Source organism: Mesorhizobium sp. 01N446 (assembly GCF_056399285.1).
In genome coordinates this window covers 420549-442039 of the sequence record NZ_JBFTRA010000001.1, presented here as the reverse complement: position 1 = coordinate 442039, position 21491 = coordinate 420549, and the positions used below count along the sequence as shown (strand labels likewise).

19 protein-coding genes and 1 tRNA gene are annotated in these 21491 nt (G+C 65.0%); 9 read left to right on the top strand and 11 right to left on the bottom strand.

The genetic code is table 11. The features are described 5' to 3' along the window. Nucleotides 1–62: 62 nt before the first annotated feature. Both AC1DPX_RS01995 and AC1DPX_RS01990 read right to left on the bottom strand, forming a co-directional pair. Complete coding sequence (locus AC1DPX_RS01995; RefSeq protein ID WP_202356592.1) at nucleotides 63–515, bottom strand: DoxX family protein; 453 nt, start codon at nucleotides 513–515, stop codon at nucleotides 63–65. A gap of 354 nt (nucleotides 516–869) precedes the next feature. Further along, on the bottom strand, nucleotides 870–1823 hold the full coding sequence (locus tag AC1DPX_RS01990; RefSeq protein WP_477234241.1) for a GlxA family transcriptional regulator: 954 nt from the start codon (nucleotides 1821–1823) through the stop codon (nucleotides 870–872). Between the two features lie 89 nt (nucleotides 1824–1912). Here AC1DPX_RS01990 and AC1DPX_RS01985 point away from each other — a divergent pair, with 89 nt between their 5' ends. Then, nucleotides 1913–3049 (top strand): DJ-1/PfpI family protein, encoded by a 1137-nt coding sequence (locus tag AC1DPX_RS01985; protein ID WP_477234239.1) that lies wholly within the window; start codon nucleotides 1913–1915, stop codon nucleotides 3047–3049. 49 nt (nucleotides 3050–3098) lie between these two features. Here AC1DPX_RS01985 and AC1DPX_RS01980 read toward each other — a convergent pair whose 3' ends face one another. The 5 genes from AC1DPX_RS01980 to AC1DPX_RS01960 all read right to left on the bottom strand — a co-directional run bounded on the left by AC1DPX_RS01980 (nucleotide 3099) and on the right by AC1DPX_RS01960 (nucleotide 7551). Next, nucleotides 3099–4100 (bottom strand): Ldh family oxidoreductase, encoded by a 1002-nt coding sequence (locus tag AC1DPX_RS01980; protein ID WP_202356589.1) that lies wholly within the window; start codon nucleotides 4098–4100, stop codon nucleotides 3099–3101. A gap of 100 nt (nucleotides 4101–4200) precedes the next feature. Then, a complete protein-coding gene (locus AC1DPX_RS01975; protein WP_477234237.1) occupies nucleotides 4201–5010 on the bottom strand; it encodes an ABC transporter permease in 810 nt (269 codons plus the stop codon). Further along, on the bottom strand, nucleotides 5010–5675 hold the full coding sequence (locus AC1DPX_RS01970) for an ABC transporter permease (protein ID WP_244730635.1): 666 nt from the start codon (nucleotides 5673–5675) through the stop codon (nucleotides 5010–5012). The genes AC1DPX_RS01975 and AC1DPX_RS01970 overlap by 1 nt, the downstream gene beginning before the upstream one ends. Nucleotides 5676–5883: 208 nt before the next feature. Further along, nucleotides 5884–6681, bottom strand: a complete 798-nt coding sequence (locus AC1DPX_RS01965; RefSeq protein WP_202356587.1) for a transporter substrate-binding domain-containing protein — start codon at nucleotides 6679–6681, stop codon at nucleotides 5884–5886. Nucleotides 6682–6735: 54 nt separating this feature from the next. Next, complete coding sequence (locus tag AC1DPX_RS01960; RefSeq protein WP_274609319.1) at nucleotides 6736–7551, bottom strand: ABC transporter ATP-binding protein; 816 nt, start codon at nucleotides 7549–7551, stop codon at nucleotides 6736–6738. 214 nt (nucleotides 7552–7765) lie between these two features. Between AC1DPX_RS01960 and AC1DPX_RS01955 the strand changes: the two genes are divergently transcribed. The 4 genes from AC1DPX_RS01955 to AC1DPX_RS01940 all read left to right on the top strand — a co-directional run bounded on the left by AC1DPX_RS01955 (nucleotide 7766) and on the right by AC1DPX_RS01940 (nucleotide 11805). Next, nucleotides 7766–8638 carry a dimethylarginine dimethylaminohydrolase family protein gene (locus AC1DPX_RS01955; RefSeq protein ID WP_202356586.1) on the top strand — a complete coding sequence of 291 codons (873 nt, stop codon included), beginning with the start codon at nucleotides 7766–7768 and terminating at the stop codon, nucleotides 8636–8638. Continuing rightward, nucleotides 8635–9282 (top strand): TetR family transcriptional regulator C-terminal domain-containing protein, encoded by a 648-nt coding sequence (locus AC1DPX_RS01950; RefSeq protein WP_477234235.1) that lies wholly within the window; start codon nucleotides 8635–8637, stop codon nucleotides 9280–9282. The genes AC1DPX_RS01955 and AC1DPX_RS01950 overlap by 4 nt, the downstream gene beginning before the upstream one ends. Continuing rightward, complete coding sequence (locus tag AC1DPX_RS01945; RefSeq protein ID WP_477234233.1) at nucleotides 9279–10859, top strand: 5-guanidino-2-oxopentanoate decarboxylase; 1581 nt, start codon at nucleotides 9279–9281, stop codon at nucleotides 10857–10859. The genes AC1DPX_RS01950 and AC1DPX_RS01945 overlap by 4 nt, the downstream gene beginning before the upstream one ends. A gap of 238 nt (nucleotides 10860–11097) precedes the next feature. Further along, a complete protein-coding gene (locus AC1DPX_RS01940) occupies nucleotides 11098–11805 on the top strand; it encodes an SDR family NAD(P)-dependent oxidoreductase (RefSeq protein ID WP_477234231.1) in 708 nt (235 codons plus the stop codon). Here the strand turns inward: AC1DPX_RS01940 and AC1DPX_RS01935 are convergent. The 4 genes from AC1DPX_RS01935 to aroA form a co-directional block, all read right to left on the bottom strand. Continuing rightward, nucleotides 11790–13553 carry a hypothetical protein gene (locus AC1DPX_RS01935; protein ID WP_477234229.1) on the bottom strand — a complete coding sequence of 588 codons (1764 nt, stop codon included), beginning with the start codon at nucleotides 13551–13553 and terminating at the stop codon, nucleotides 11790–11792. The genes AC1DPX_RS01940 and AC1DPX_RS01935 overlap by 16 nt on opposite strands. Before the next feature lie 237 nt (nucleotides 13554–13790). Next, entirely contained in the window at nucleotides 13791–15488 is a 1698-nt protein-coding gene (gene rpsA, locus AC1DPX_RS01930) for a 30S ribosomal protein S1 (protein WP_010913037.1), read from the bottom strand. A gap of 208 nt (nucleotides 15489–15696) precedes the next feature. Next, nucleotides 15697–16347, bottom strand: coding sequence for a (d)CMP kinase (gene cmk, locus AC1DPX_RS01925; protein WP_202356581.1), 651 nt, complete (start codon nucleotides 16345–16347; stop codon nucleotides 15697–15699). A gap of 40 nt (nucleotides 16348–16387) precedes the next feature. After that, nucleotides 16388–17746, bottom strand: a complete 1359-nt coding sequence (aroA, locus tag AC1DPX_RS01920; RefSeq protein ID WP_477234227.1) for a 3-phosphoshikimate 1-carboxyvinyltransferase — start codon at nucleotides 17744–17746, stop codon at nucleotides 16388–16390. Between the two features lie 206 nt (nucleotides 17747–17952). Between aroA and AC1DPX_RS01915 the strand changes: the two genes are divergently transcribed. The 4 genes from AC1DPX_RS01915 (at nucleotide 17953) to AC1DPX_RS01900 (ending at nucleotide 21471) form a co-directional block, all read left to right on the top strand. After that, complete coding sequence (locus tag AC1DPX_RS01915) at nucleotides 17953–18339, top strand: TIGR02300 family protein (RefSeq protein WP_202356579.1); 387 nt, start codon at nucleotides 17953–17955, stop codon at nucleotides 18337–18339. Nucleotides 18340–18511: 172 nt separating this feature from the next. Next, nucleotides 18512–18587 (top strand) — tRNA-Ala (locus tag AC1DPX_RS01910). A 254-nt stretch (nucleotides 18588–18841) separates the two neighbouring features. Beyond that, complete coding sequence (ssuD, locus tag AC1DPX_RS01905) at nucleotides 18842–20014, top strand: FMNH2-dependent alkanesulfonate monooxygenase (protein ID WP_477234225.1); 1173 nt, start codon at nucleotides 18842–18844, stop codon at nucleotides 20012–20014. After that, entirely contained in the window at nucleotides 20011–21471 is a 1461-nt protein-coding gene (locus AC1DPX_RS01900) for an FAD/NAD(P)-binding protein (RefSeq protein ID WP_477234223.1), read from the top strand. Before ssuD ends, AC1DPX_RS01900 begins: the two co-directional genes overlap by 4 nt. Nucleotides 21472–21491 lie beyond the last annotated feature (20 nt).

Sequence of the window (21491 nt, the reverse complement as noted above, 5' to 3'; positions counted from 1 at the left end):
AGTCGGTTTTGCGCCAAAGGCAAAGGGTGACGCGTCGTCGCGTCGCCCCTCATGAAAGCTGGTTAGAACGCCTTGCCGATGCGGGCGTCGACCGAGTGTCGGTTGCCGCCGCGAATGACGAATAAGAGCAGGATCGCCGCCCACAAAAGCGACTTTTCGGCGCCCGAAAACCCCTGGCCCATAGTCACCCAGTGGAACCACACGGTGACCAGCAGTACGAACAGGCCGGCGAAAGCGGCCGGACGCGTCAAGAACCCGATGGCGATGAGAATGCCGCCGAAAAACTCGGTGCAGGCCAGAAGCAGCGACCAGAAAGCGCCGGGATAGAAGCCAAGGCCTTCGACCATTTCGGCGGCGCCGAAGGGATTGGTGATCTTCTGCGAGCCGTGGATGGCGAGAAACGCGCCGGCGACGACGCGCAGCACGGTTTCGCCGGCGTCATGCAGCGATGCATACAGGCGGCCGAGCGCCGGAATGATCAGCCTGCCGCGGGAAGCGTCGGTGGTTACGGACATCGTAGCTCCTGTCTGTGTGAACATCCCCTCGCAAACGCCCGATGGCTCCCGCCAAGTCAAGTTAACAAAAGTTAACTTTTATAATCATGTTCATGCACGCAACCAAACGCAGAAAACCCCGCCGAAGCGGGGTTTTCCGGGTGAAGCTCATGCCGAAACCAGGGTCCAACGAGGCGGCCTGACCTGAGACGGTATCAGCATGGCGTAAGACGCCCGCCCCAGCCCTGGACGCATCCGGCAGAAGACACCGACCGGGCACACCCGACCCGGACAGCCATTGGTCGCCGCGACCTGCAGGAAGGTTCACGAAGGCGGATAAAAATCGCACCGCCGGGGCGACATCGAAGGACGTCATCAACCGTCATTGCGCGAAACCGCCGCTGCCCGCCTGAGCGCCTGCGGCGGCTGGCCAAAGCTTCTCAGGAAAGCGCGGCGCATTCGCCCGGCATCGCCGAAGCCGCTCTCCTGCGCGATGCGATCGAGCGATATGTGGCCTGTTTCCACCGCAATCCGCGCGGTTTCCAGGCGAATTCGCTCCACGGCCTTGGCCGGAGTGGTGCCGGTTTCCGTCTTGAAGGCGCGCGCAAAATTGCGCGGGCTCATGGCGGCGCGATCGGCGAGGCACTCCACGGTCAGCGGCTGGGCCAACGCGGTGCGCATCCATCCAATCAGTTCGACAAAGCGGCCCGTTCGTCCGCCGAGTTCGACAAGCGCGGAGAATTGCGACTGGCCTCCGGGACGGCGTTGGTGAACGACAAGCTGCTGCGCAACGCGGCGCGCTATCGCCGGGCCAAGGTCATCCTCGATGAGCGCCAATGCCAGGTCGATGCCGGCTGAAATGCCGGCCGAGGTCCACACGCTGCCATCCCTGACGAAGATCCGCTCCGCATCGAGTTTCACCGCGGGGTAGCGGCGTGCGAAGTCGTGCGTGCTCCACCAGTGGGTGGTGGCGCGCCTGCCATTGAGAAGGCCTGCTTCCGCCAGCAGATAGGCGCCCGTGCACACGCTCGCCGTTCGCCTTGTGCCCCTGCGCTGGAGCCAGGTGACGATCTCCTGGGCGGCGGCCATGGAGCGAATGATTTCGCCACCGGAGATGATCGCGGTGTCGAGCGGCTCTTCCAAAGACAAGGGCCGGGCCGCAAGCCGCATGCCGGACGAACTCTCGATCTCGCCGCCGCCGGGCGCCAGTATGTCGAGCCTGTAGCTCCCGACACAAAACCCCTCCGCCAGCTCAAAGGCCGCCGCCGGGCCGGCCGCGTCCAGCAACTGGAAGCCGGGGTGGATGATGATGCCAACCTTCCGGATCATGGCAGTTTTTGCGCGATATATGTCATTTCGGACAAGTCCTACCGTAGCTAGGCTGATGGTCAAGCGTTTCGATCGGAAGGACTGGGACCATGAAATTGCGTATCATGCTGTGGAGTGGCCTCGGCGTGGCGGTGGCCCTCCTCGCATTGGGGGCCGCATGGTTGCTCTCGCTGCCGACGGCGTCCCAGGCTGCCGTTCAGCCGGCGATCGATGCCAAGGAGACCGCCTCGACGCTCGCGGCATTGAAGCCGCCGAAGCGCCAGCGTCCCCTGATCGCCATCGTCGGCATTAACGACGGCACCGAAACCACCGATTATCTCATGCCTTACGGCATCCTGCGGCGCGCTGATGTCGCGGATGTCGTGGCGCTGGCAACGCAGCCCGGGCCGATGAGATTGCACCCGGCCCTGCAGATCGAGCCCGACGCGACGACGGCGGCATTCGACGCCGAGCACCCGGACGGCGTCGACTATGTCATCGTACCGGCCATGATGCGCGACGACGACCCCGACGTGCTGAAATGGATCAGGAGCCAGGCAGCCAAGGGCGCCGTGGTGATCGGCATCTGCGCCGGCGCCAAGGTGGTCGGCGCCAGCGGGTTGCTCGACGGCAAGCGGGCGACGACCCATTGGTATTCCGTCGGCGAACTCCGCGAAAAGCATCCCACGATCCACTATGTCGCCGACCGGCGCTTCGTCGTCGATCAGGGCGTCGCGACGACGACGGGGATCACCGCATCGATGCCGATGATGCTGACCCTGATCGAGGCCATCGCGGGCCGGGAAAAGGCCGAAGCCGTCAGCCGTGATCTGGGCCTGGCGCACTGGGATGCGCGGCACGACAGCGGCGCCTTCAAGTTCACCCGCCCGTTCGCGCTGACGGCGATCGGCAACACGCTTGCCGTCCTGGACCATGAGCAGCTCGGTATCCCGCTGATATCAGGTCTGGATGAGGTGTCGCTGGCGCTGGTCGCCGATGCCTGGTCGCGAACCTTTCGCTCGGGCGCGGTCACATTCGCCGGCAAGGAGGGCGCGGTCGTCAGCCGCGACGGCCTGCGTATCTTGCCTGACCAGGTCACCACCGACTGGCCGGCGGAGCGGCTGGTCCCGGCCATGGCCGATCCGCGGCCGGCGAGGGCGCTTGACCAGGCGCTCCAAGACATCGCGGCTCGCCACGGCGCACGCACGGCCGACTTCGTCGCCATGCAGCTCGAATATCCCCGCTGAAAGGCACTGTCGAAGGTCCGGCACCGGCCAGGCGTTCGTTCGCTGGGATTCAGGCCGAATAGCGCTCGGCGAATTCGGAAATACGCTGCACCACAGCCTTGGGCGCGGTGATGCCGCGCGCCTGCGCTTTCTCGGCGGCCTCGGCACGGGCGCGGCCCGGCACATGCACGCCGAAACGGCGGCGCAGGCGGTCGAGCTGGTCCTTCATGCGCTGTTCGAAATCCGGATCGAGCAGCTTGGGCTCGACAGCCAGCACGAACAGGCCGGTTCCGGGGCTGTCCGGGCCGCCGGTGAACCACGGCGCGTCGAGCGACCAGTTGGCGCCCGACAGGCCGGCAGCCAGCACTTCGACCATCAGCGCGATGTTGGCGCCGCGCTGGCCGCCAAAGGCCAGCATGGCGCCCTTCATGGCGGCGGCCGGGTCGGTGGTCGGGTTGCCGCTGGCGTCCAGCGCCCAGCCCTCGGGGATCTTCTTGCCGTCTTCGGCCGCCTTGCGGATATTGACAAAAGCGGTGGCGCTCGATGACTGGTCGATGACCAGCGGCGCGCCGTCGGCGGCGGGCGCGGCAAACGACATCGGGTTGGTGCAATAGACCGGCTTGACCGAGCCCGAACCAGCCAGCACCGCCGGACCGTTGGTGGCGGCGAAGGAGACCAGCCCCTGCTGGGCAAGGCGCCCGGTGAAATAGCCGAGCGCGCCGCACGTATAGGCGTTCTTCTGCGAGAAGATGGCGACGCCGAACAATTTTGCCGCCTTGGCGAGGTCGTCGATCGTCCGGTCGAAGCCGGTATGCGCCAGTCCGCCGCGTGCGTCGGAAAGATAGACGGCCAGCGCCGGCCTGGTGATCACCGGATCGGCATTGCCGTCGATGCGCCCGGCCTCCAGCGCTTCGAGATAGTCGATGAAATGCGACAGGCCGACGGTCGAAAGCCCTTCCGCCTCGGCGGCGATGATCGACGCGGTGAGCGACTGCGCCGCCTCCTCGTTGGCGCCGGCGCCGAGTGCCGCCATCCGGCACAGTCCTCTTGCCTGGTCGAGACTGAGTTGCATCGCAATTGTTCCTAAGTGAGTAGCGAATAGGGAGTAGCGAGTACGGGGATAGCGAGGTGGCCCTATTCGCTACTCACTACTCGCTATTCACCACGTCTTCCTAGCCGACCTTGACCGGAATCCGCGCCTCGATCCGGCTGAGGGCCAGGACCAGAATGCCGGTGATCGCCATATAGATCAACGCCAGCAGCAGCAAGGGCTCGTAGGTGAGGTAGGTGTCCTGCCGCACCTTGCCCGCGACGGCGAAGATGTCGATCACGCTGATCGTCGCCACCAGCGGCGTCGACTTCAACTGCAGCACGGTCTCGCCGGTCAGCGTCGGCAGTGCCCGGTAGAAAGCTTGCGGCAGCCAGATGCGCCGGAAGATCTTCCAGCGGCTCATGCCGAAGGCGCGGGCGGCTTCCAGCTGTCCCTTGGGCACGCCGGCAAAGGCGCCGCGCATCACTTCGCCCTCATAGCCGGCGAAGGACAGGGTGAGAGCCAGAACGCCGTACGGCCAGGCCTGCCGCAGATACGGCCACATCCAGGAGTCGCGGATCCACGGATATTGCGGGAACAGCGAGCCCAACCCGTAATAGAGCAGCCACAACTGCAACAGCAGCGGCGTGCCGCGGATGATGGTGCAGAAGACTTTCGCCGGCGCCGCGATCCAGATCGAACCGGCGGCCTGCGCCAGCCCGACCGGCATGGCGATCAGGAAGCCGAGCGCGCAGGTGACCGCCAGGATCCACAGGGCGCGCCAGATGCCCATCAGGCCCATCTCCCAATATTGCGGCAGCCAGTCCCAGCGCATGAAAAACGCGGCCGACAGCACCAACCCCAGCCCGATCAGGATGAGAATGATGCGATGCGGCTGCAGCCAGAGCGAGGCGCGCGCCGCCGTGTCGATGATGGCCGCTTCGCCTGCCATCAGCGTGCCTCCTTGATCGAAGGCATGCCGCGCCGCGCCCATTTCTCGGCGCGGCCAAGCAGGAAGTTCGAAAACAGCGTCACCGCGAGATAGAGAACGCCGGCGGCGAGGTAGAAGATCAGATAGGCCTTGGTGACGCCTGCCGCCTGCCGTGTCGCGAGCGTCAGTTCGAAGAAGCCGACGACGGCCAGCAGCGCGGTGTCCTTGGTCGCGATCAGCCACAGATTGGCCAGACCCGGAATGGCGAAAGGCAGCATCGCCGGCAGCGTGATGCGCCGCAAGAGAAGGCCGGGAGACATGCCGAAGGCGCGGGCCGCTTCGATCTGGCCCTGCGGGATAGCCAGGATCGCGCCGCGCATGACCTCTGTCGAATAGGCGCCCTGGCAGAAGCCAAGCACGGCTATGCCGGCCACCAGCCCGCTAATATCGACACGCTGGTAACCGATCGCGGTCAGCACCTGGTTTATCAGGTCGGTGCCGGCATAGTAGAGCAGCAGGATCAGTACCAGTTCCGGCACGGCGCGCACCACGGTGGTGTAGACAGCCAGCAGGTCGCGCACGACGGGCCCGCCATAAAGCTTGCCATAGGCGCCGCAGGTCCCGATGAGCAGGCCGACGATCGTGGCGCCTACTGCAATCTCGAGCGAATGCAGCAGCCCGAGCATGAGTGTACCGCCCCAGCCGACGGGCGCGGGCGAGAGAAGTTCGATGATACCGGCCGCCGAGGCCGGAAGAAGCGCGTCGATCAGCTTTGCCCCCGGATTGCTGGCTCTATCCGCCGACGCCAGCGGCCGGCGGCAGGCATGCGTGRGAAAGGGAGGCCGGAGAGCACGACTTTGGCGTCACGCTCTCCGGGACATGCGAGGGGGGGGGTCAGTTCGACTGCGTCGAGCCGCCGTAAATGTCGAAATCGAAGTACTTCTTCGAGATCTCGTCATACTTGCCGTTGGAGCGGATCGCCTTGATGCCGGCGTTGATCTTGCCCTTCAACTCGGTGTCTTCCTTGCGCACGCCGGCGCCGACGCCCGGTCCGAGCACTTCGTCGTCCGGAGCCACCATGCCCTTCAGGTCGCAGCAGGCCTTGCCCTGATCGGATTTGAGGAATTCGCCAAGCGCGATTGAGTCGGCCTGCACCGCATCGAGGCGGCCGGCGGCGAGATCCTGGTTAGCTTCGTCCTGGGTCTGGTATTCCTTGATTTCGGAGGCGGTCGGGCCGAAGTGCTTCTTGGCGTAGACGGCGTGCACGGTCGACACCTGGACGCCGAGCACCTTGCCCTTGAGGTCGTCGGGCGCGGCGCCGAACTTCTGGTCCTTCGGTCCGATGATGGCGGTCGGGGTGTTGTAGTACTTGTCGGAGAAGTCGATGGTCTTCTCGCGCTCGGCGGTGATCGACATCGACGAGACGATGAGGTCGATCTTCTTGGTGGTCAGCGCCGGGATGATGCCGTCCCAGGCGACAGGCGTGATGACGCAGTCGAGTTTCTCCTCGGCGCAGACGGCGTCGATGAAGTCGATCTCCCAGCCGACCCATTTGCCCGAGGCGTCCGGCGAGGTGAAGGGCGGATAGGGCTCGGCGGCGACGCCGATCTTGACCGGATCGGCCTTGGCCACGCCCATGGCGGCGACGCCGAGCAGCAGTGCCGCGGCGAATGTCTTCAGAACAGTCTTCATTTCAAACTCCCAGTTTGTTGTTGGTTCCCGGTTTTCTTCCGTCTCGGCCTGTCCCTAGCCGATGTTGCGGATGAACTGTTTCAGCCTTTCGGATTTCGGTGCGCCGAAGATCTGCTCCGGCGGCCCTTCTTCCTCGACCAGCCCGTTGTAGAGATAGACGACATGGGTCGCGACCTCGCGGGCGAACTTCATCTCATGGGTGACCAGCACCATGGTGCGGCCTTCGCGCGCCAGGTCGCCGATGACCTTCAGCACTTCGCCGACCAGTTCGGGGTCGAGCGCCGAGGTCGGCTCGTCGAACAGCATGACGCGCGGATTGATGGCGAGCGCGCGGGCGATCGCGGCGCGCTGTTGCTGGCCGCCTGACAGATAGGCAGGATAGACGTCGCGCTTTTCCGCAAGCCCGACGCGCGTCAGCAGCTTTTCGGCCTGGGCGATCGCCTCGTCGCGCTTGACGCCGAGCACGTGCACCGGAACCTCGATGACGTTTTCGATCAGCGTCATGTGGCTCCACAGGTTGAAGTTCTGGAACACCATGCCGAGCTTGGAGCGGATACGCTCGATCTGTCTGCGGTCGGCCGGAACGGTGTGGCCATGGCTGTCCGCCTTCAGCTTGATCTCCTCGCCATTGACGCGGATGATGCCGCTCGTCGGATTTTCCAGGCAGTTGATGCAGCGCAGCAGCGTCGATTTGCCCGAGCCCGAGCCACCGATGATGGCGATCACCTCGCCGTCGCGCGCCGACAGCGACACGCCCTTCAGCACATGCAGCTGGCCGAATTTCTTGTGCAGGTTTTCGACATGGATGGCTTCGGCGGCGCCGTTCTGCGCCTTGCCGGATTGTGCTGCGGCAGCCTCCACCGCGCTCACCGGGTGACCTCTGTATGGTCGGCGGCAGTTCGTCGAACGTCCATTCGGCTAATCAACATATACGCTGTACTGCCCCGCTCTAGACTTCAGCATGGACCCAACGGCGCGAGCCCGTCAATCCCACTCATTACGGCACTTGCGAGCTTGTTGTGCAAGTGTATAAATAGCCTCCCATGAAATTTTCTCGGTTTTTTTCAGCCAAAAAAGGGCCTCGATGAGCGCTTTCGGATCACAATCCATGGCCGCGCCGCTGCGACGCGTGCTGATGCGGTCGGCGGCCAACGCGATGCGCGACGCCGACAGGGCCGCCTGGCACTATGGCCCGGGATTCGATCCGGCGAAAGCCGCATCGCAGCACGCCGTCCTTGCTGAACTGGTGGCGGCTTCCGGCTCCGAAATCGAATGGATCGAGGACAAGGCCGACGGACTTTCGGATTCGGTGTTCACGCACGACCCATCGCTGATGACCGACCGCGGCGCGCTGATTCTGTCCATGGGCAAGCCCTTGCGCGCGGGGGAGCCCTCGCTGCATGAGGAAACCTACACAAGACTGGGCATTCCGATCCTCGGCCGCGTTGAGGCCCCGGGCCAGGTCGAAGGCGGTGACTGTGTGTGGCTGGATGCGCGCACGCTGGTGATCGGGCGCGGTGTCCGTTCCAACCAGGAAGGCATCCAGCAGGTTTCCAACCTGCTGACGCCGCTGGGCGTTTCCGTCTACGGCTTTGATCTTCCGTTGTGGCAGGGCGAAGAGGCCTGCCTGCATCTGATGTCGGTGATCAGCCCGCTGGCCGACGACCTCGCTTTGGTCTATTCGCCGCTTTTGCCGGCGCCATTCTATCAGATGCTGAAGGCACGCGGCATCCGGCTGGTCGAAGGCGACGCCGAAGAGTTCGCGGCTTCCAACGGCCTCAGCCTCAACGTATTGCCGACCAGCCCGCTCAAGGTCATTGCGGTCGCAGGCTTTCCCAAGACCAAGGCCGCGATGGAAGCCGCCGGCTGCACGGTCGAAATCTTCGAGGCGGATGCGCTCTGCATCGCCTGCGAGGGCGGGCCGACATGCCTGACGCGGCCGATCCTGCGCCAATGAATGCGCCATCCCGCCGCAGGTTCCGCCGCGAGGGCGAGGAGCGGCGGCGGCAGGATCTGATCGAGGCAACCCTGGACAGTGTGGCCGAACATGGCTTGCAGGGCGCCACCTTGCGCACCATTGCCTTGCGCGCCGGCGTCACCGCCGGCCTGATCCGGCACTATTTCCCCGGCAAGGAAGAATTGCTGCAGGAAGCCTATGCCGCACTCATGGGCCGCATGACCGAGCAGGCGAAAGCGGCGTTGGTGATGGAAGATGCCTCGCCGCGCCAGCGCCTTGCAGCTTTCGTCACCGCCAACCTGAACGTGCCGATCATCGACGCGCGGGTGTTTTCACTCTGGGCAACCTTCATCGGCCGCGCCGGTGCGGATCCAAGCCTGGCTCGCGCCCACCGCGAAGGCTACCTTGGCTTTCGCAACGAGGTGGAAGCAGTTGTGGCCGAGGTGCTCGCCGCCGAACGGCGCGAGCCGGACGCAAGCCAGTTGCGCCACCACGCCATCGCGATCAATGCGATCATCGACGGGCTCTGGATCGAAGGCTGCCTGGCCGGCGATATGTTCTCGCCTGGCGAATTGGCGGCGATTGGCATCAAGACTGTAGAGGCCGAACTGGGCCTTGCGCCGGAAAGGGAAGACAATCAATGACAACACTCGGCGAAGCCCTGATCACGCTGCTCGAGGCGCATGGCGTGAATACCGTCTTCGGCATTCCAGGCGTCCACACGGTCGAGCTCTATCGCGGCCTGGCGCGCTCGAAGATCCGCCATGTCACGCCGCGCCACGAACAAGGCGCCGGCTTCATGGCCGACGGCTATGCCCGCGCCAGCGGCAGGCCGGGCGTCGCCTTCGTCATCACCGGGCCGGGGCTGACCAACACCATCACCGCCATGGGCCAGGCGCGCGCCGATTCGGTGCCGATGCTGGTCATATCGGGCGTCAACGCCATGCCGACGCTGGGCAAGGGGCTGGGCTTCCTGCATGAGCTGCCGGACCAGCGCGGCATGATGGAGAAGGTGGCGCTGTTGGCGTTGCGCGTCACCGAGGCCAGCGAATTGCCGGGCGCGCTGGCGCAGGCCTTCGCGCTGTTTTCATCGTCACGGCCGGGCCCTGTGCATATCGAGATCCCGACCGATGTCATGGTCAAGCCGGCTGATGATATCGCGGCATTGCTGAGCAACGCGGCGCCACCCGCGCCGGATGGCGCAGCCATTGCAAGGGCTGCCGAACTCATCGCCACTGCCCGCCGTCCGCTGATCCTGGCCGGCGGCGGCGCCAAGCGGGCCGAGACGGCGCTGCGGCGCCTGGCCGAGACACTCGGCGCGCCGGTCGTCGAGACCACCAATGCGCGCGGCCTGCTGCACCGTCACCCGCTCGGCGTGCCGGCAAGCCCTAGCCTGAAGGCGGTTCGGGCGCTGATGGCTGAGGCCGATCTGGTGATTGCCGCCGGCACCGAATGCGGCCCGACCGACTATGACGGCTATGGCGACGGCGGCTTCGTTCTGCCTTCCAACCTGATCCGCATCGACATCGGCGCCGACCAGCTCGCCCGCCGCCCGGTGACGGTCGGCATCCAGGCCGACTGCGCCGAGGCGATCGAAGCCTTGCTGGCGGCTATCGGCCCGGCCCATTCTGCCGCATCCGGCGGCGAGGCACGCGCCGCCGCCACACGGAAGGCGGCATCCGCCGAGCTGAGCCCGGCCTATCTGGCGCAGGTGCATGCCGTGGAAATGATCCGCGATGCCTTGCCGGGCGCCATCATTGTCGGCGATTCGACGCAGCCGGTTTACGCCGCCAACCTCTATTACGATCACGACCGGCCGGGCGGCTGGTTCAACGCCGCCACCGGCTTCGGTGCGCTTGGCTACGGCCCGCCGGCGGCGATCGGCGCAGCACTTGCCATGCCCGATGTGCCGGTTGTCTGCCTGACCGGCGATGGCGGCTTCCAGTTCACATTGTCGGAACTGGGTGTCGCGCTCGATTCCGATGCGCCGGTCATCTTCGTGGTCTGGAACAACAGGGGGTATCGCGAGATCGAAACCTCGATGCTCGATGTCGGCGTCGAACCGGTCGGGGTCTCGCCGGCGCCGCCCGATTTCTGCAAGCTGGCCGAAGCCTATGGCATATCAGCCGAACGGCTCACCGCCATCAGTGACTTTCCACAGGCCCTGAAGCGTGCCCGGGCAACCGGATTGCCTTGCCTCATCGAAATCATCGTCGATTGAAGGCTTGAGCCAGCGTTGATTTTCTCGTCGGCACCGGACCATTCGTCGGCTCGCCTGTCGTACGCAACGGCCGCATGGCTGGAGGCGTTGCCATAATATGCGTAGTGACGCATGCAAAGACGCGACGGCTGCCATGTCGAGATATCAATTGAGTGCTCGCCCGAAAGAGGCGACGCTTCGCGTCGGCGCGGCGCAACAAGCGACATAATCATAAAAACACGACAAGGAGCGGTTCAGGATGACGGAAACACTTCAAGGCAGGCATATCGTTGTGACCGGTGGGACCGGCGCGCTCGGCGGCGCGGTGGTTGGCCGGCTGCTGGAACAGGGCGCCATCTGCCACGTGCCGAACGCACATGCCGCGGCACCCCAGCAATTTCCTTTCACCGCGCACGACAACGTCAAGCTGGCGCATAATGTCGACCTGTCGGACTCCGCCAAGGTCGAAGCCTTCTATGCCCAGGTTCCTGCCTTGTGGGGGTCGATCCATCTGGCCGGCGGCTTCGCCATGGCGCCGGTGGAGAAGATCGAATCGGCATCCTTTGCCGAGATGATGGACACAAACGCCCGCACCACCTTCCTGTGCAGCCGCGCAGCGATCCGCTCGATGCTGGCGTCGGGCACGTCAGGCCGCATCGTCAACGTCACCGCGCGCGCCGGGCTCGACCCCAGGCGCGGCGCCGGCATGGTCGCCTACACGGCCAGCAAGGCGGCGGTGGCGGCCATGACGGTGGCGATGGCCGAAGAGCTCAAGGCCAAGGGCATCCTGGTCAATGCCGTGGCGCCGTCGACCCTCGACACGGCGGCAAACCGCGCCGACATGCCGGATGCCGATTTCACCAAATGGGTCAGCCTCGAAGCGGCGGCCGAAGCCATCGCCTATCTCGCCTCGCCGGCCAATCAGGCGATGAGCGGAACGTTGGTGCCGCTCTACGGCCGGGCCTGAACGGCGAGCGTCGAAGCCGGGCACATGGCGTCCGACCCGTCGGCGTTGCTATAGCTGTAGATCCGCAGCGGCGATGAAGCTTTCGTCGGGCACTCCCGCAACCATGCCGGCGGGTGGCCTTCGATCAGCCCCGCCGCGAATGGATAGGCGGCTTCCAGTCCCGGCAACGGCGGGCCGCGCCAGGCGCAGATCGCGACATGCGTTGCCTTGGACGCATCGAGTATCGCGCGCGGGTCGGCGGTTGCCGGATCGAGGAAGCGATAGCTTCGCTCGATTCCCTTGGCCGACGGATGATTGGCGATCGTCACCACCTTGGGGCCTTCGGCAAGTGCGACGAAGCGCGAGCCGATCAGCGGTGGAGACAGAACGATGGCGCCGGACGGCCAACCCTGTTCCGGGTCAAAAGGGCTGGAATAGCAGCTGTCGGCGACTTCGGCGGCGGGAACCGCCGCCTCGGACGGTTTTACCGACAGATGGTACAGCACCATTGCTATGGACAAGACGAGACCGGGCAGGATCAGGGCGTATCTGTGCGATGCGGCCGGCACCGGGGATTTCAAACACCGACCCAACCTCGCATTCGGCACGAGGCTCGCCAGGGCGAAGACGAGGCCGATGCCGGAAAAGATCGGAAGGTAGCGGTAGTAACGGACATAGCCGACCGCGAGCGCCAGCGAGAGCAGCGAGAACAGGGTCAATATCACGAGAGGCCGGGTTCGGCCTTGCGGCCTGGCGCAGATGACGGCTGGCGCAAGCGCGCCGATAAACAGCAGCGCCATGCTGGGAAAGCCTGTCGTCAGGACGACATCGGGGCGCCGAAACAGGCTCAGTTCCTGAAGGATCCTGTTGATCATGTTGTCGCGAACATAGACGTCGAGCGAGGCATAGGGACTGGCCAGGCATTGCGGGAACAACATCACCAGTGCCGCCGCGCTGGCCGCCGCGAACACCAAAAGGATGGCCGTGCGCATCAGCCATCCGCCACGCCGGCCGGCGAGCAAAGGCACGACGGCAAATGAAAGCCCGGCCGCGGCCAGTGCCGTCACATGCGGCGACGAATAGGTGTCGCATCTGACCGCTGTATAGGCAGAGGGCGGCACGATCGCCGCGAACAGGGCGATCGCGCCGAGGGCCATGGCCAGCCCGAAACCGGCGATCCTGCTTTCACCGCCCTCACGGTCGAAGATCCAGTCGAAGGCATAGACCGCCATCACCAGGACATAGAACGGCGCGAACTCGCTGCTGACAGCGATTGCCAGGGCCGTCAGCAGCCCGTTGACGAAGGCCGAGAGGCGGCTCGCCGACATCATCAACGCCAGGGTCGCCAGCAGAAGCAGGATTTGCAGATTGTGGTAGTCGATCCGTCCGGGGGCGAATTCGAAAAAGGCGCGCGCGGCGAAGATCAGGGCCAACGGGAATGCGACGGCCGGATGGGCAAAGCCGATGGCGATCACCAGCCGGTTGTAGAAATAAAGCGCGGGCACAAGCAGCAGCAGCGGGACGGCGAAGCTTGCCAGCATCAAAGCCGGCTCGAAGCCGGCAAACGGGGCGAACAGGCGCGCGAAGGCGGCATAGGGGAGGTCCACGATCCACGGCCAGTGCGAAACATAGGGCTCGGGCTGGACAATGCCGGGCAGCGTCCGGTCGAAGATGTTGCCCGTTTCAAGCAAGGTACGGATTTCGTGCAGCTTGAGGAGATCGTCCGCGTCATTGTTGAGCCGGAAGCCCAGGGACCACAGAACGGTCATCAGGATCGCCATTGCGCAAAAGCAGAACAGGACAGGCGAGCTGGTGTAAAGGCGCAGCAACCAGGAAGGCCGCACAGCGGCATTATCGGCGCTATTGCTCATGGAAAGTATTCCGTTGGACCACCAGCAGATACGCGAGGAAGTTTATGTTCCCGTAAAGAAAAAGACCCGCCGGATCGCTCCGGCGGGTCTTTTTTGTAAGGCGGCACGCAAGGCGCGCCGCCGATGACTGACGTCTTAGTTGCCCTGCTTCTTCAGCGCGGCACCCAGAATGTCGCCCAGCGAAGCGCCGGAGTCGGTCGAGCCGTACTGGGCGACCGCTTCCTTCTCTTCGGCGATTTCCAGCGCCTTGATCGAGACCTGCAGCTTGCGGGTCTTCTTGTCGAAGGCGATGACGCGGGCATCGACCTTCTGGCCGACGGTGAAGCGCTCGGGGCGCTGCTCGTCGCGGTCGCGGCTCAGATCGGAGCGCTTGATGAAGGTCTCGATGCCGCTGTCGACCAGCCGCACTTCCAGACCGCCATCCTTGACGCCGATGACTTCACAGGTGACGACCGCGTTCTTGCGCAGTTCGCCCGAAGTCGCCGCTTCGCCGACCGTGTCGCGGGCCAACTGCTTGATGCCGAGCGAGATGCGCTCCTTCTCGATGTCGACGTCGAGCACCTGCGCCTTGACCATGTCGCCGCGATTGTACTCTTCGATGACCTGCTCGCCCGGACGAGTCCAGTCGAGGTCGGAGAGGTGCACCATGCCGTCCACATCGCCTTCCAGGCCGATGAACAGGCCGAACTCGGTCTTGTTCTTGACCTCGCCCTCGACCTGGCTGCCGACCGGATGGTTGCGCGCGAAGGCTTCCCACGGATTCTCGAGCGTCTGCTTGAGGCCAAGCGAGATGCGGCGCTTGGCCGGATCGACCTCGAGCACCACCACGTCGACTTCCTGGGTCGTCGACAGGATCTTGCCGGGGTGCACGTTCTTCTTGGTCCACGACATTTCCGAAACGTGGATGAGGCCTTCGATGCCCGGCTCCAGCTCGACGAACGCGCCGTAGTCGGTGATGTTGGTGACGGTGCCCTTGATCTTCTTGCCGATCGGGAACTTGGTGCCGATCTCGGACCACGGATCGCTCTCGAGCTGCTTCATGCCGAGCGAGATGCGGTGGGTTTCCTGGTTGATGCGGATGATCTGCACCTTGACCGTCTGACCGATGTTGAGGATTTCGGTCGGATGGTTGACGCGGCGCCAGGCCATGTCGGTGACATGCAGCAGGCCGTCGATGCCGCCGAGGTCGACGAACGCACCGTAGTCGGTGATGTTCTTGACGACGCCTTCGACAACCTGGCCCTCTTCAAGGTTCTGCACGATTTCCGAACGCTGTTCGGCGCGGCTTTCCTCGAGCACGGTGCGGCGCGACACCACGATGTTGCCGCGGCGGCGATCCATCTTGAGGATCTCGAAGGGCTGCGGGTTGTGCATCAGCGGGGAAACGTCGCGGATCGGGCGGATATCGACCTGGCTGCGCGGCAGGAAGGCCACGGCGCCGTCGAGGTCGACGGTGAAGCCGCCCTTGACCTGGTTGAAGATGACGCCTTCGACGCGCTCACCCTTGGTGAACTTCTCTTCGAGACGGACCCAGCTCTCTTCGCGGCGGGCCTTCTCGCGCGAAAGCATCGCTTCGCCAAGCGCGTTCTCGATGCGCTCGACATAGACTTCGACGGTGTCACCGACCTTGAGGGTGGTGTCCTTGCCCTTGACGCCGAATTCCTTCAGCGGCACGCGGCCTTCGACCTTGAGGCCGACGTCGATGATGGCCATGTCCTTTTCGATCGCGGTGATCGTGCCCTTGACGACCTGACCTTCGCCGGAGTGGCCGGTGGTGAAAGATTCTTCGAGCAGGCTCGCGAAATCATCGCGAGTGGGATTTGCAGCTGACATATTTTCTCCTGGAGTGCCCCGCATCTCTGAGCGGGACGGGCGCCGTGGGTTAGCGTTGCGTTGGCCTGCCGGCGTTCCGGGCTAAAAAGCCCTGGGCCGCTTTTCTAAGCGGCAATTCCGGCGCATGAAGAATGCTGGCAGGCTGGTTCGTGCCCGATATGGGTATTTTCTGCCCTTCCGGCAACGGAAACGCGTGAGAAAACCCGGATCAGGCCTTGTTCCTCCTGGCCAGCGCGTCGTCAACGATCGCCATGGCCGCGAGAAACGCGGCTTCTATAGCCATTTCGCTGGTATCTAGCAAGTGTGCGTCGGCGGCCGGCTTCAAGGGCGAGTCGGCACGGCCCATGTCGCGCTCGTCGCGGCGCACGATGTCGGCGAGGATTTCGGCGAAATTGGCGGTGCCGCCGATGCTTTCGATCTCGGCCAGCCGCCGCTTCGCCCGCACCTCCGCGCTCGCCGTTACATAGAGTTTGATGTCGGCGTCGGGGCACACGACCGTGCCGATGTCACGCCCGTCCAGAACGGCGCCCGGCGGCGTCTTGGCGAAGGCACGCTGCTTCTCGACCAGGATGCGCCGCACCGTCGGAAACACCGCGACCTTGGAGGCCGCCTCGCCGACGGCATGCGCCGACAGCACGGCGCGGTCGAGCTTTGCCAGGTCGACCTGGCGCGCTGCGGTTTCCGCCGCCGAGACATTGTCGAGCGGCAGCGCGTGCTGGATCAGCGCATAGGCCACGGCGCGATAGGTGAGGCCGGTGTCGAGCAGGTTGAGGCGGTAATGGTCGGCGAGCCGCCGGGCGAGGGTGCCTTTGCCAGCACCCGCCGGGCCGTCGATGGCGATGGTGAAGACGTGAGTCATTGGCCCGCCAAAGTGCCAAGGCTATTGATTGCCACGACCGTCATTCAATCTCCGCGCCCAGCCCCGTCATCAGCCCCATGAATTCGGGAAAGCTCGTCGCGATCATCGCCTGGTCGTCGATGGTCACCGGCTTCTCCGTCGCCAGCCCCATCACCAGAAAACTCATGGCGATGCGGTGGTCGAGATGCGTCTGCACGGTGGTATCCAGACCGTTGGGATGCCCGCCCAGACCCTTGCCGCCCGGCCTGCCGCGAACGGCAAGGGAAGCCTCGCCTTCGGTGCAGTCGACACCGTTGAGTTTCAGCCCATTGGCGACAGCCGACAGCCGGTCGGATTCCTTGACCCGCAATTCTTCCAGCCCCTGCATCAGCGTTTCGCCTTCGGCGAAGCTGGCGGCGACGGCCAGCACCGGGTACTCGTCGATCATCGACGGGGCCCGCTCCGGCGGCACGATGACGCCCTTGAGCTCGGAATAACGCACGCGCAGGTCGGCGACATCCTCGCCGCCGGCATTGCGCGGGTTCAAGATGTCGATCTTGCCGCCCATTTCCTGCAGCGTCAGAAGCAGGCCGGTACGGGTCGGGTTCATCAGCACGTTTTCGATGACAATGTCGGAACCCGGCACGATCAGTGCGGCGACCAGCGGGAATCCGGCCGAGGACGGGTCGCCGGGCACCGCGATCGTCTGGCCGGTCAGTTTGCCCTGGCCCTCGATGAAGATGTGCCGCACGCCGCGTTCGTCGGTCTCGACCGACAGATTGGCGCCAAAGCCCTTGAGCATCTTTTCGGTGTGGTCGCGCGTCATGACAGGTTCGATGACGGTGGTGATGCCCGGCGTGTTGAGGCCGGCGAGCAGCACGGCCGACTTCACCTGCGCCGAGGCCATCGGCACGCGGTAGGTGATCGGGGCGGCGTGCTTGGGGCCATGCAGCGTGATCGGCATGCGGTCGCCGGGCGTCGCCTTCAGCACCTGCACGCCCATCTGACGCAGCGGCTCCAGCACCCGGCCCATCGGCCGGCCAGACAGCGAGGCGTCGCCGATGAAGGTGGTTTCCATGTCATAGGTGCCGACGAGCCCCATGGTCAGCCGCGAGCCGGTGCCTGCATTGCCGAAATCGAGCGGGCCTTCCGGCTGTAAGAGCGCGCCATTGCCGGTGCCGCGGATCACCCATTCGGCGCCGCGCTTTTCGATATGCGCGCCCATCGCCTTCATGGCCGCGCCCGTGCGCATCACATCCTCGCCCTCGAGCAGGCCGGTGATGCGGGTTTCGCCGGAGGCGAGGCCGCCGAACATGAAGGAGCGATGCGAGATCGACTTGTCGCCCGGCACGCGCGCGGTGCCGGAAAGGGCTTGAGATTTGCGGGCGGTGGCCGGCTTGGCAGCGGCGGCGTGAGACATGGAATTTCCCTGGACGGAATGCCGGCGTACCGGCGCTTTTCATTTGTTGCGGCGGTCTCGTATCACGGCGAGGCGAAATGGTCATCCCCATGGCCGTCACTTGCCGCGAGGCCTTTCAGGACTTGGTTTTGTGACGCCGGCTTTTAGCTTTGACAGCGCCGCAAACAGTGGTTAAGGGGACCACTCTTTTATTGACGAGGCTTGCCGTGGCAAAAACCGAACTTGGCACAAAGCGTGTCGACCCTGAGACGGGTCGAAAATTCTACGACCTGAACAAGGACCCGATCGTCTCGCCCTACACCGGCAAGACCTATCCGCGTTCCTATTTCGAGGAAGGCAAGATCGCCGCCCTCGAGGAGGAAGAGGAAGTGGCCGAGAAGGAAGTGGACGCCGAGGACGAAGAGGGCGTTGAAGTCGTCTCGCTCGAAGAGGCCGACGACGACGTCAAGGGCGACGACCTGCCCGATCTCGGTGATGACGAGGACGTCGACCTCGGCGACGACGAGGATGACACTTTCCTTGCCGACGAAGAGGAAGAAGACGACGACGTTGCCGACATGATCGGCGTTGGCGACGACGACGACGAGGTCTGACAGGCCTGAGACGCAAGCGTTTGCAGGCTTTCTCGGCCTGTGAACAAAAAGCCGCTCATCAAGGCTTGATATCTGAGAAAGGCGGGGTTAGAAGCCGCCTGCACTAACGGCGCGGTGTTCCAACCCGCGCTGATCTCTTCGCCGGAAACGGCGCCGGCTGACTGCCGGGAGTGGGGCCATAGCTCAGTTGGGAGAGCGCTTGAATGGCATTCAAGAGGTCGTCGGTTCGATTCCGATTGGCTCCACCAAACAGTCTTCTCCAATCCGCCAGGGACTGACGCCAGCGAGCATGCAGAGGATTCGGTCGGCTTCGACCGATCGAAGAGAATTTCCAATTTCAACGATGGATTTGGAATAAACTAACTCTACAGAGTTTGTAGAATAAGCAAAGTGCGGGCGATCTGGTTTTCTCGGACAGGAACCACGCCATGGCCACCCCTTTGCGCCCGCTTTCAACCTCGTCGGGCACAGTCCGCCGCCACCGGCTCGCGGGAGGCAAGCCATGACCCGCGACGTTCCGGACCGCATCAAGGTCCTCTGGTTCCTGCCGACGCATGGCGACAGCCGCTACCTCGGCACCGCCGAGGGCGGCCGATCGGTCGATCTGCCCTATCTGACGCAAGTGGCGAAGGCCGYCGACACGCTGGGATACTATGGCGTGCTGCTGCCGACCGGCCGGTCGTGCGAGGATTCCTGGGTGATCGCGTCGGCGCTGGTGCCGCTGACGGAGCGGCTGCGTTTCCTGGTCGCCGTGCGGCCCGGCCTGCAGTCGCCGACGCTCGCCGCGCGCATGACGGCCACGCTCGACCGCATTTCCAACGGGCGCCTGCTGATCAATGTCGTCACCGGCGGCGACCCCCTGGAGAACAAGGGCGACGGCATTTTCCTCTCGCATGCCGAGCGCTACGAGGTGACGCAGGAGTTCCTGCGGATCTACAAGCGCGTGCTGAGCGGCGAGACGGTCGAGCACCAAGGCAGGCATTTCCACATCGAGGACGGCAGGTTGCTGTTTCCGCCGGTGCAGACGCCCTATCCGCCGCTTTATTTCGGCGGCTCGTCCGATGCCGGGTCGACCGTGGCCGCACAGGAGATCGACAAATACCTGACCTGGGGCGAACCGCCCGCCGATGTCGAGCGCAAGTTGGACGCCGTGCGCGAACTGGCCGAAAAGGCCGGCCGCAAACTCTCCTTCGGCATCCGCCTGCATGTCATAGCGCGGGAAACCACCGAGGAGGCGTGGGCCGCCGCCGACCGGCTGATCAGCCGCCTCGACGACGCAACGATCGCTTCGGCCCAGAAAGTCTTTGCCCGCATGGATTCGGTCGGCCAGGCGCGCATGAGCGCGCTGCATGGCGGCGACCGCGCCAAGCTCGAGATCGCGCCCAATCTTTGGGCTGGGGTGGGCTTGGTACGAGGCGGCGCGGGGACGGCCTTGGTCGGCGATCCCGACACCATTGCCGAGCGGATCGAAGAATATCGCCGCCTCGGCATCGACACCTTCATCCTGTCCGGCTACCCGCATCTCGAAGAAGCCTATCGTTTTGGCGAACTGGTGCTGCCGAAATTGCCGACCGATCATCCGGTCAAATCAGCCGGCTCATCCGTCAACACCGGACCGTTCGGCGAGACCATCGCCGGCGACCACCGGCCGAAATCGCTCGCCAGCGCCTCGTGAACGCGCTGCCTCCGGCCCGCCGACTGCGCGTCGCCATCATTGGCGGCGGTTTTTCCGGCGCGGCGCTGGCATGGCATTTGGCGCGGGCGCATCGGCCGGAGCACCTGTTGGTCTCCGTGATCGAGCCGCGCCCAGCACTTGGCGGCGGTCTCGCCTATTCCTGCGAAGAGCCGTCGCACCGGGTCAATGTCCCGGCTGTCAGAATGAGCATGGCTCCCGACGATCCGCAGCATTTCGCGCGCTGGTTGGCCGGCTCCGGCGAACTCGAGCGTGACGCCGACGCGATCTGGAAGAATGGCGACGCCTATCCGCGCCGTCGCGTGTTCGGCCGCTATGTCGCCGAGCACCTCGCCCCCTATCTGGTTTCAGGCGCGGTCCGTCATGTCGGCGGTCTCGCCACCGGCGTGACACGGCAAACAAATGGCGCCGGCTGGACTGTGCAGACCTCCGCCGGCCCCGTCGCCGCCGACATTGTCGTCCTCGCCGCGACGCATCCTGCACCCGCAATCCCGGCAGCGCTGGCTTCCCTGGCCGAAGCGCCGGCTTTTGTCGCCGATCCCTATGCCGCATCGGCACTTGTCGGGATCGGGCCGGACGCCTCGGTGCTGATCGTCGGCTCCGGGCTGACCTCGGCCGACATGGTCGCGGAACTCGATCGCCGTGGCCATCGCGGCCGCGTCCTGGCGCTGTCGCGCCGCGGACTGCGCTCGCGCGGCCATCCCGATGTCAGGGGCGAACCCTTCGGCGATTTCGCATCGGCGCCGGCCACGTCGGCGCTTGGCCTGCTTCGCAACATTCGCGCCACGCTTGCCGCGGCGCGCGAGGCCAACGTCAACTGGCAGTCCGTCTTCGACCAATTGCGCCTGCAGGGGCCGGTGTTGTGGGCCGCCCTTGCTCCGTCGGAACGCGCAAGGCTGGTCCGTCAGCTTCGCGTGTTCTGGGACGTGCATCGCTTCAGGATCGCACCGCAAATTGCTTCGGTGCTCGATCGCCGCCAGGCCGCCGGCACCTTCGACACCATCGCCGCCAGGCTCGTCGCGTCCAACGATGAGGGCGAGAGCCTCGCCGTCAGCTTTCAGCGGCGCGGCCAGACGCGGATCGAGACGGCCCGCTTCGATGCCGTCATCAACACGACGGGGCCGGCTCATGGTCAGGCGCTACAGCTCAATCCGGCGCTGCACTCGCTGGCCGAGGCCGGGCTGATCAGGGGCTGCGCCTATGGGCTCGGCATCGCGACCGGCCTGGATAGCCGCGCCATCGGCCGGGACGGCGCGGCAGTGCCCGGGCTTTTCGTCGCCGGTCCACTGGCGCGGGGCACTTTTGGCGAACTCATGGGCCTGCCGGAGGTCGCCCGCCATGCCCAAATGGTCGCGGGCGAGATTGCTGGGCTGGTCGACAGGTTTCCGTCCGCCGAGGCGGTTGGCGCCAATGCCGGCGACGTTGCGGTCGCGCGCTGACAGGCGGAACCCGGCCTGGC

Coding starts and splice junctions, on each gene's coding strand:
- AC1DPX_RS01995 (WP_202356592.1), bottom strand. CDS start 515: ATGTCCGTAACCACCGACGCTTCCCGCGGCAGGCTGATCATTCCGGCG.
- AC1DPX_RS01990 (WP_477234241.1), bottom strand. CDS start 1,823: ATGATCCGGAAGGTTGGCATCATCATCCACCCCGGCTTCCAGTTGCTG.
- AC1DPX_RS01985 (WP_477234239.1), top strand. CDS start 1,913: ATGAAATTGCGTATCATGCTGTGGAGTGGCCTCGGCGTGGCGGTGGCC.
- AC1DPX_RS01980 (WP_202356589.1), bottom strand. CDS start 4,100: ATGCAACTCAGTCTCGACCAGGCAAGAGGACTGTGCCGGATGGCGGCA.
- AC1DPX_RS01975 (WP_477234237.1), bottom strand. CDS start 5,010: ATGGCAGGCGAAGCGGCCATCATCGACACGGCGGCGCGCGCCTCGCTC.
- AC1DPX_RS01970 (WP_244730635.1), bottom strand. CDS start 5,675: ATGCTCGGGCTGCTGCATTCGCTCGAGATTGCAGTAGGCGCCACGATC.
- AC1DPX_RS01965 (WP_202356587.1), bottom strand. CDS start 6,681: ATGAAGACTGTTCTGAAGACATTCGCCGCGGCACTGCTGCTCGGCGTC.
- AC1DPX_RS01955 (WP_202356586.1), top strand. CDS start 7,766: ATGAGCGCTTTCGGATCACAATCCATGGCCGCGCCGCTGCGACGCGTG.
- AC1DPX_RS01950 (WP_477234235.1), top strand. CDS start 8,635: ATGAATGCGCCATCCCGCCGCAGGTTCCGCCGCGAGGGCGAGGAGCGG.
- AC1DPX_RS01945 (WP_477234233.1), top strand. CDS start 9,279: ATGACAACACTCGGCGAAGCCCTGATCACGCTGCTCGAGGCGCATGGC.
- AC1DPX_RS01940 (WP_477234231.1), top strand. CDS start 11,098: ATGACGGAAACACTTCAAGGCAGGCATATCGTTGTGACCGGTGGGACC.
- AC1DPX_RS01935 (WP_477234229.1), bottom strand. CDS start 13,553: ATGACCGTTCTGTGGTCCCTGGGCTTCCGGCTCAACAATGACGCGGAC.
- rpsA (WP_010913037.1), bottom strand. CDS start 15,488: ATGTCAGCTGCAAATCCCACTCGCGATGATTTCGCGAGCCTGCTCGAA.
- cmk (WP_202356581.1), bottom strand. CDS start 16,347: ATGACTCACGTCTTCACCATCGCCATCGACGGCCCGGCGGGTGCTGGC.
- aroA (WP_477234227.1), bottom strand. CDS start 17,746: ATGTCTCACGCCGCCGCTGCCAAGCCGGCCACCGCCCGCAAATCTCAA.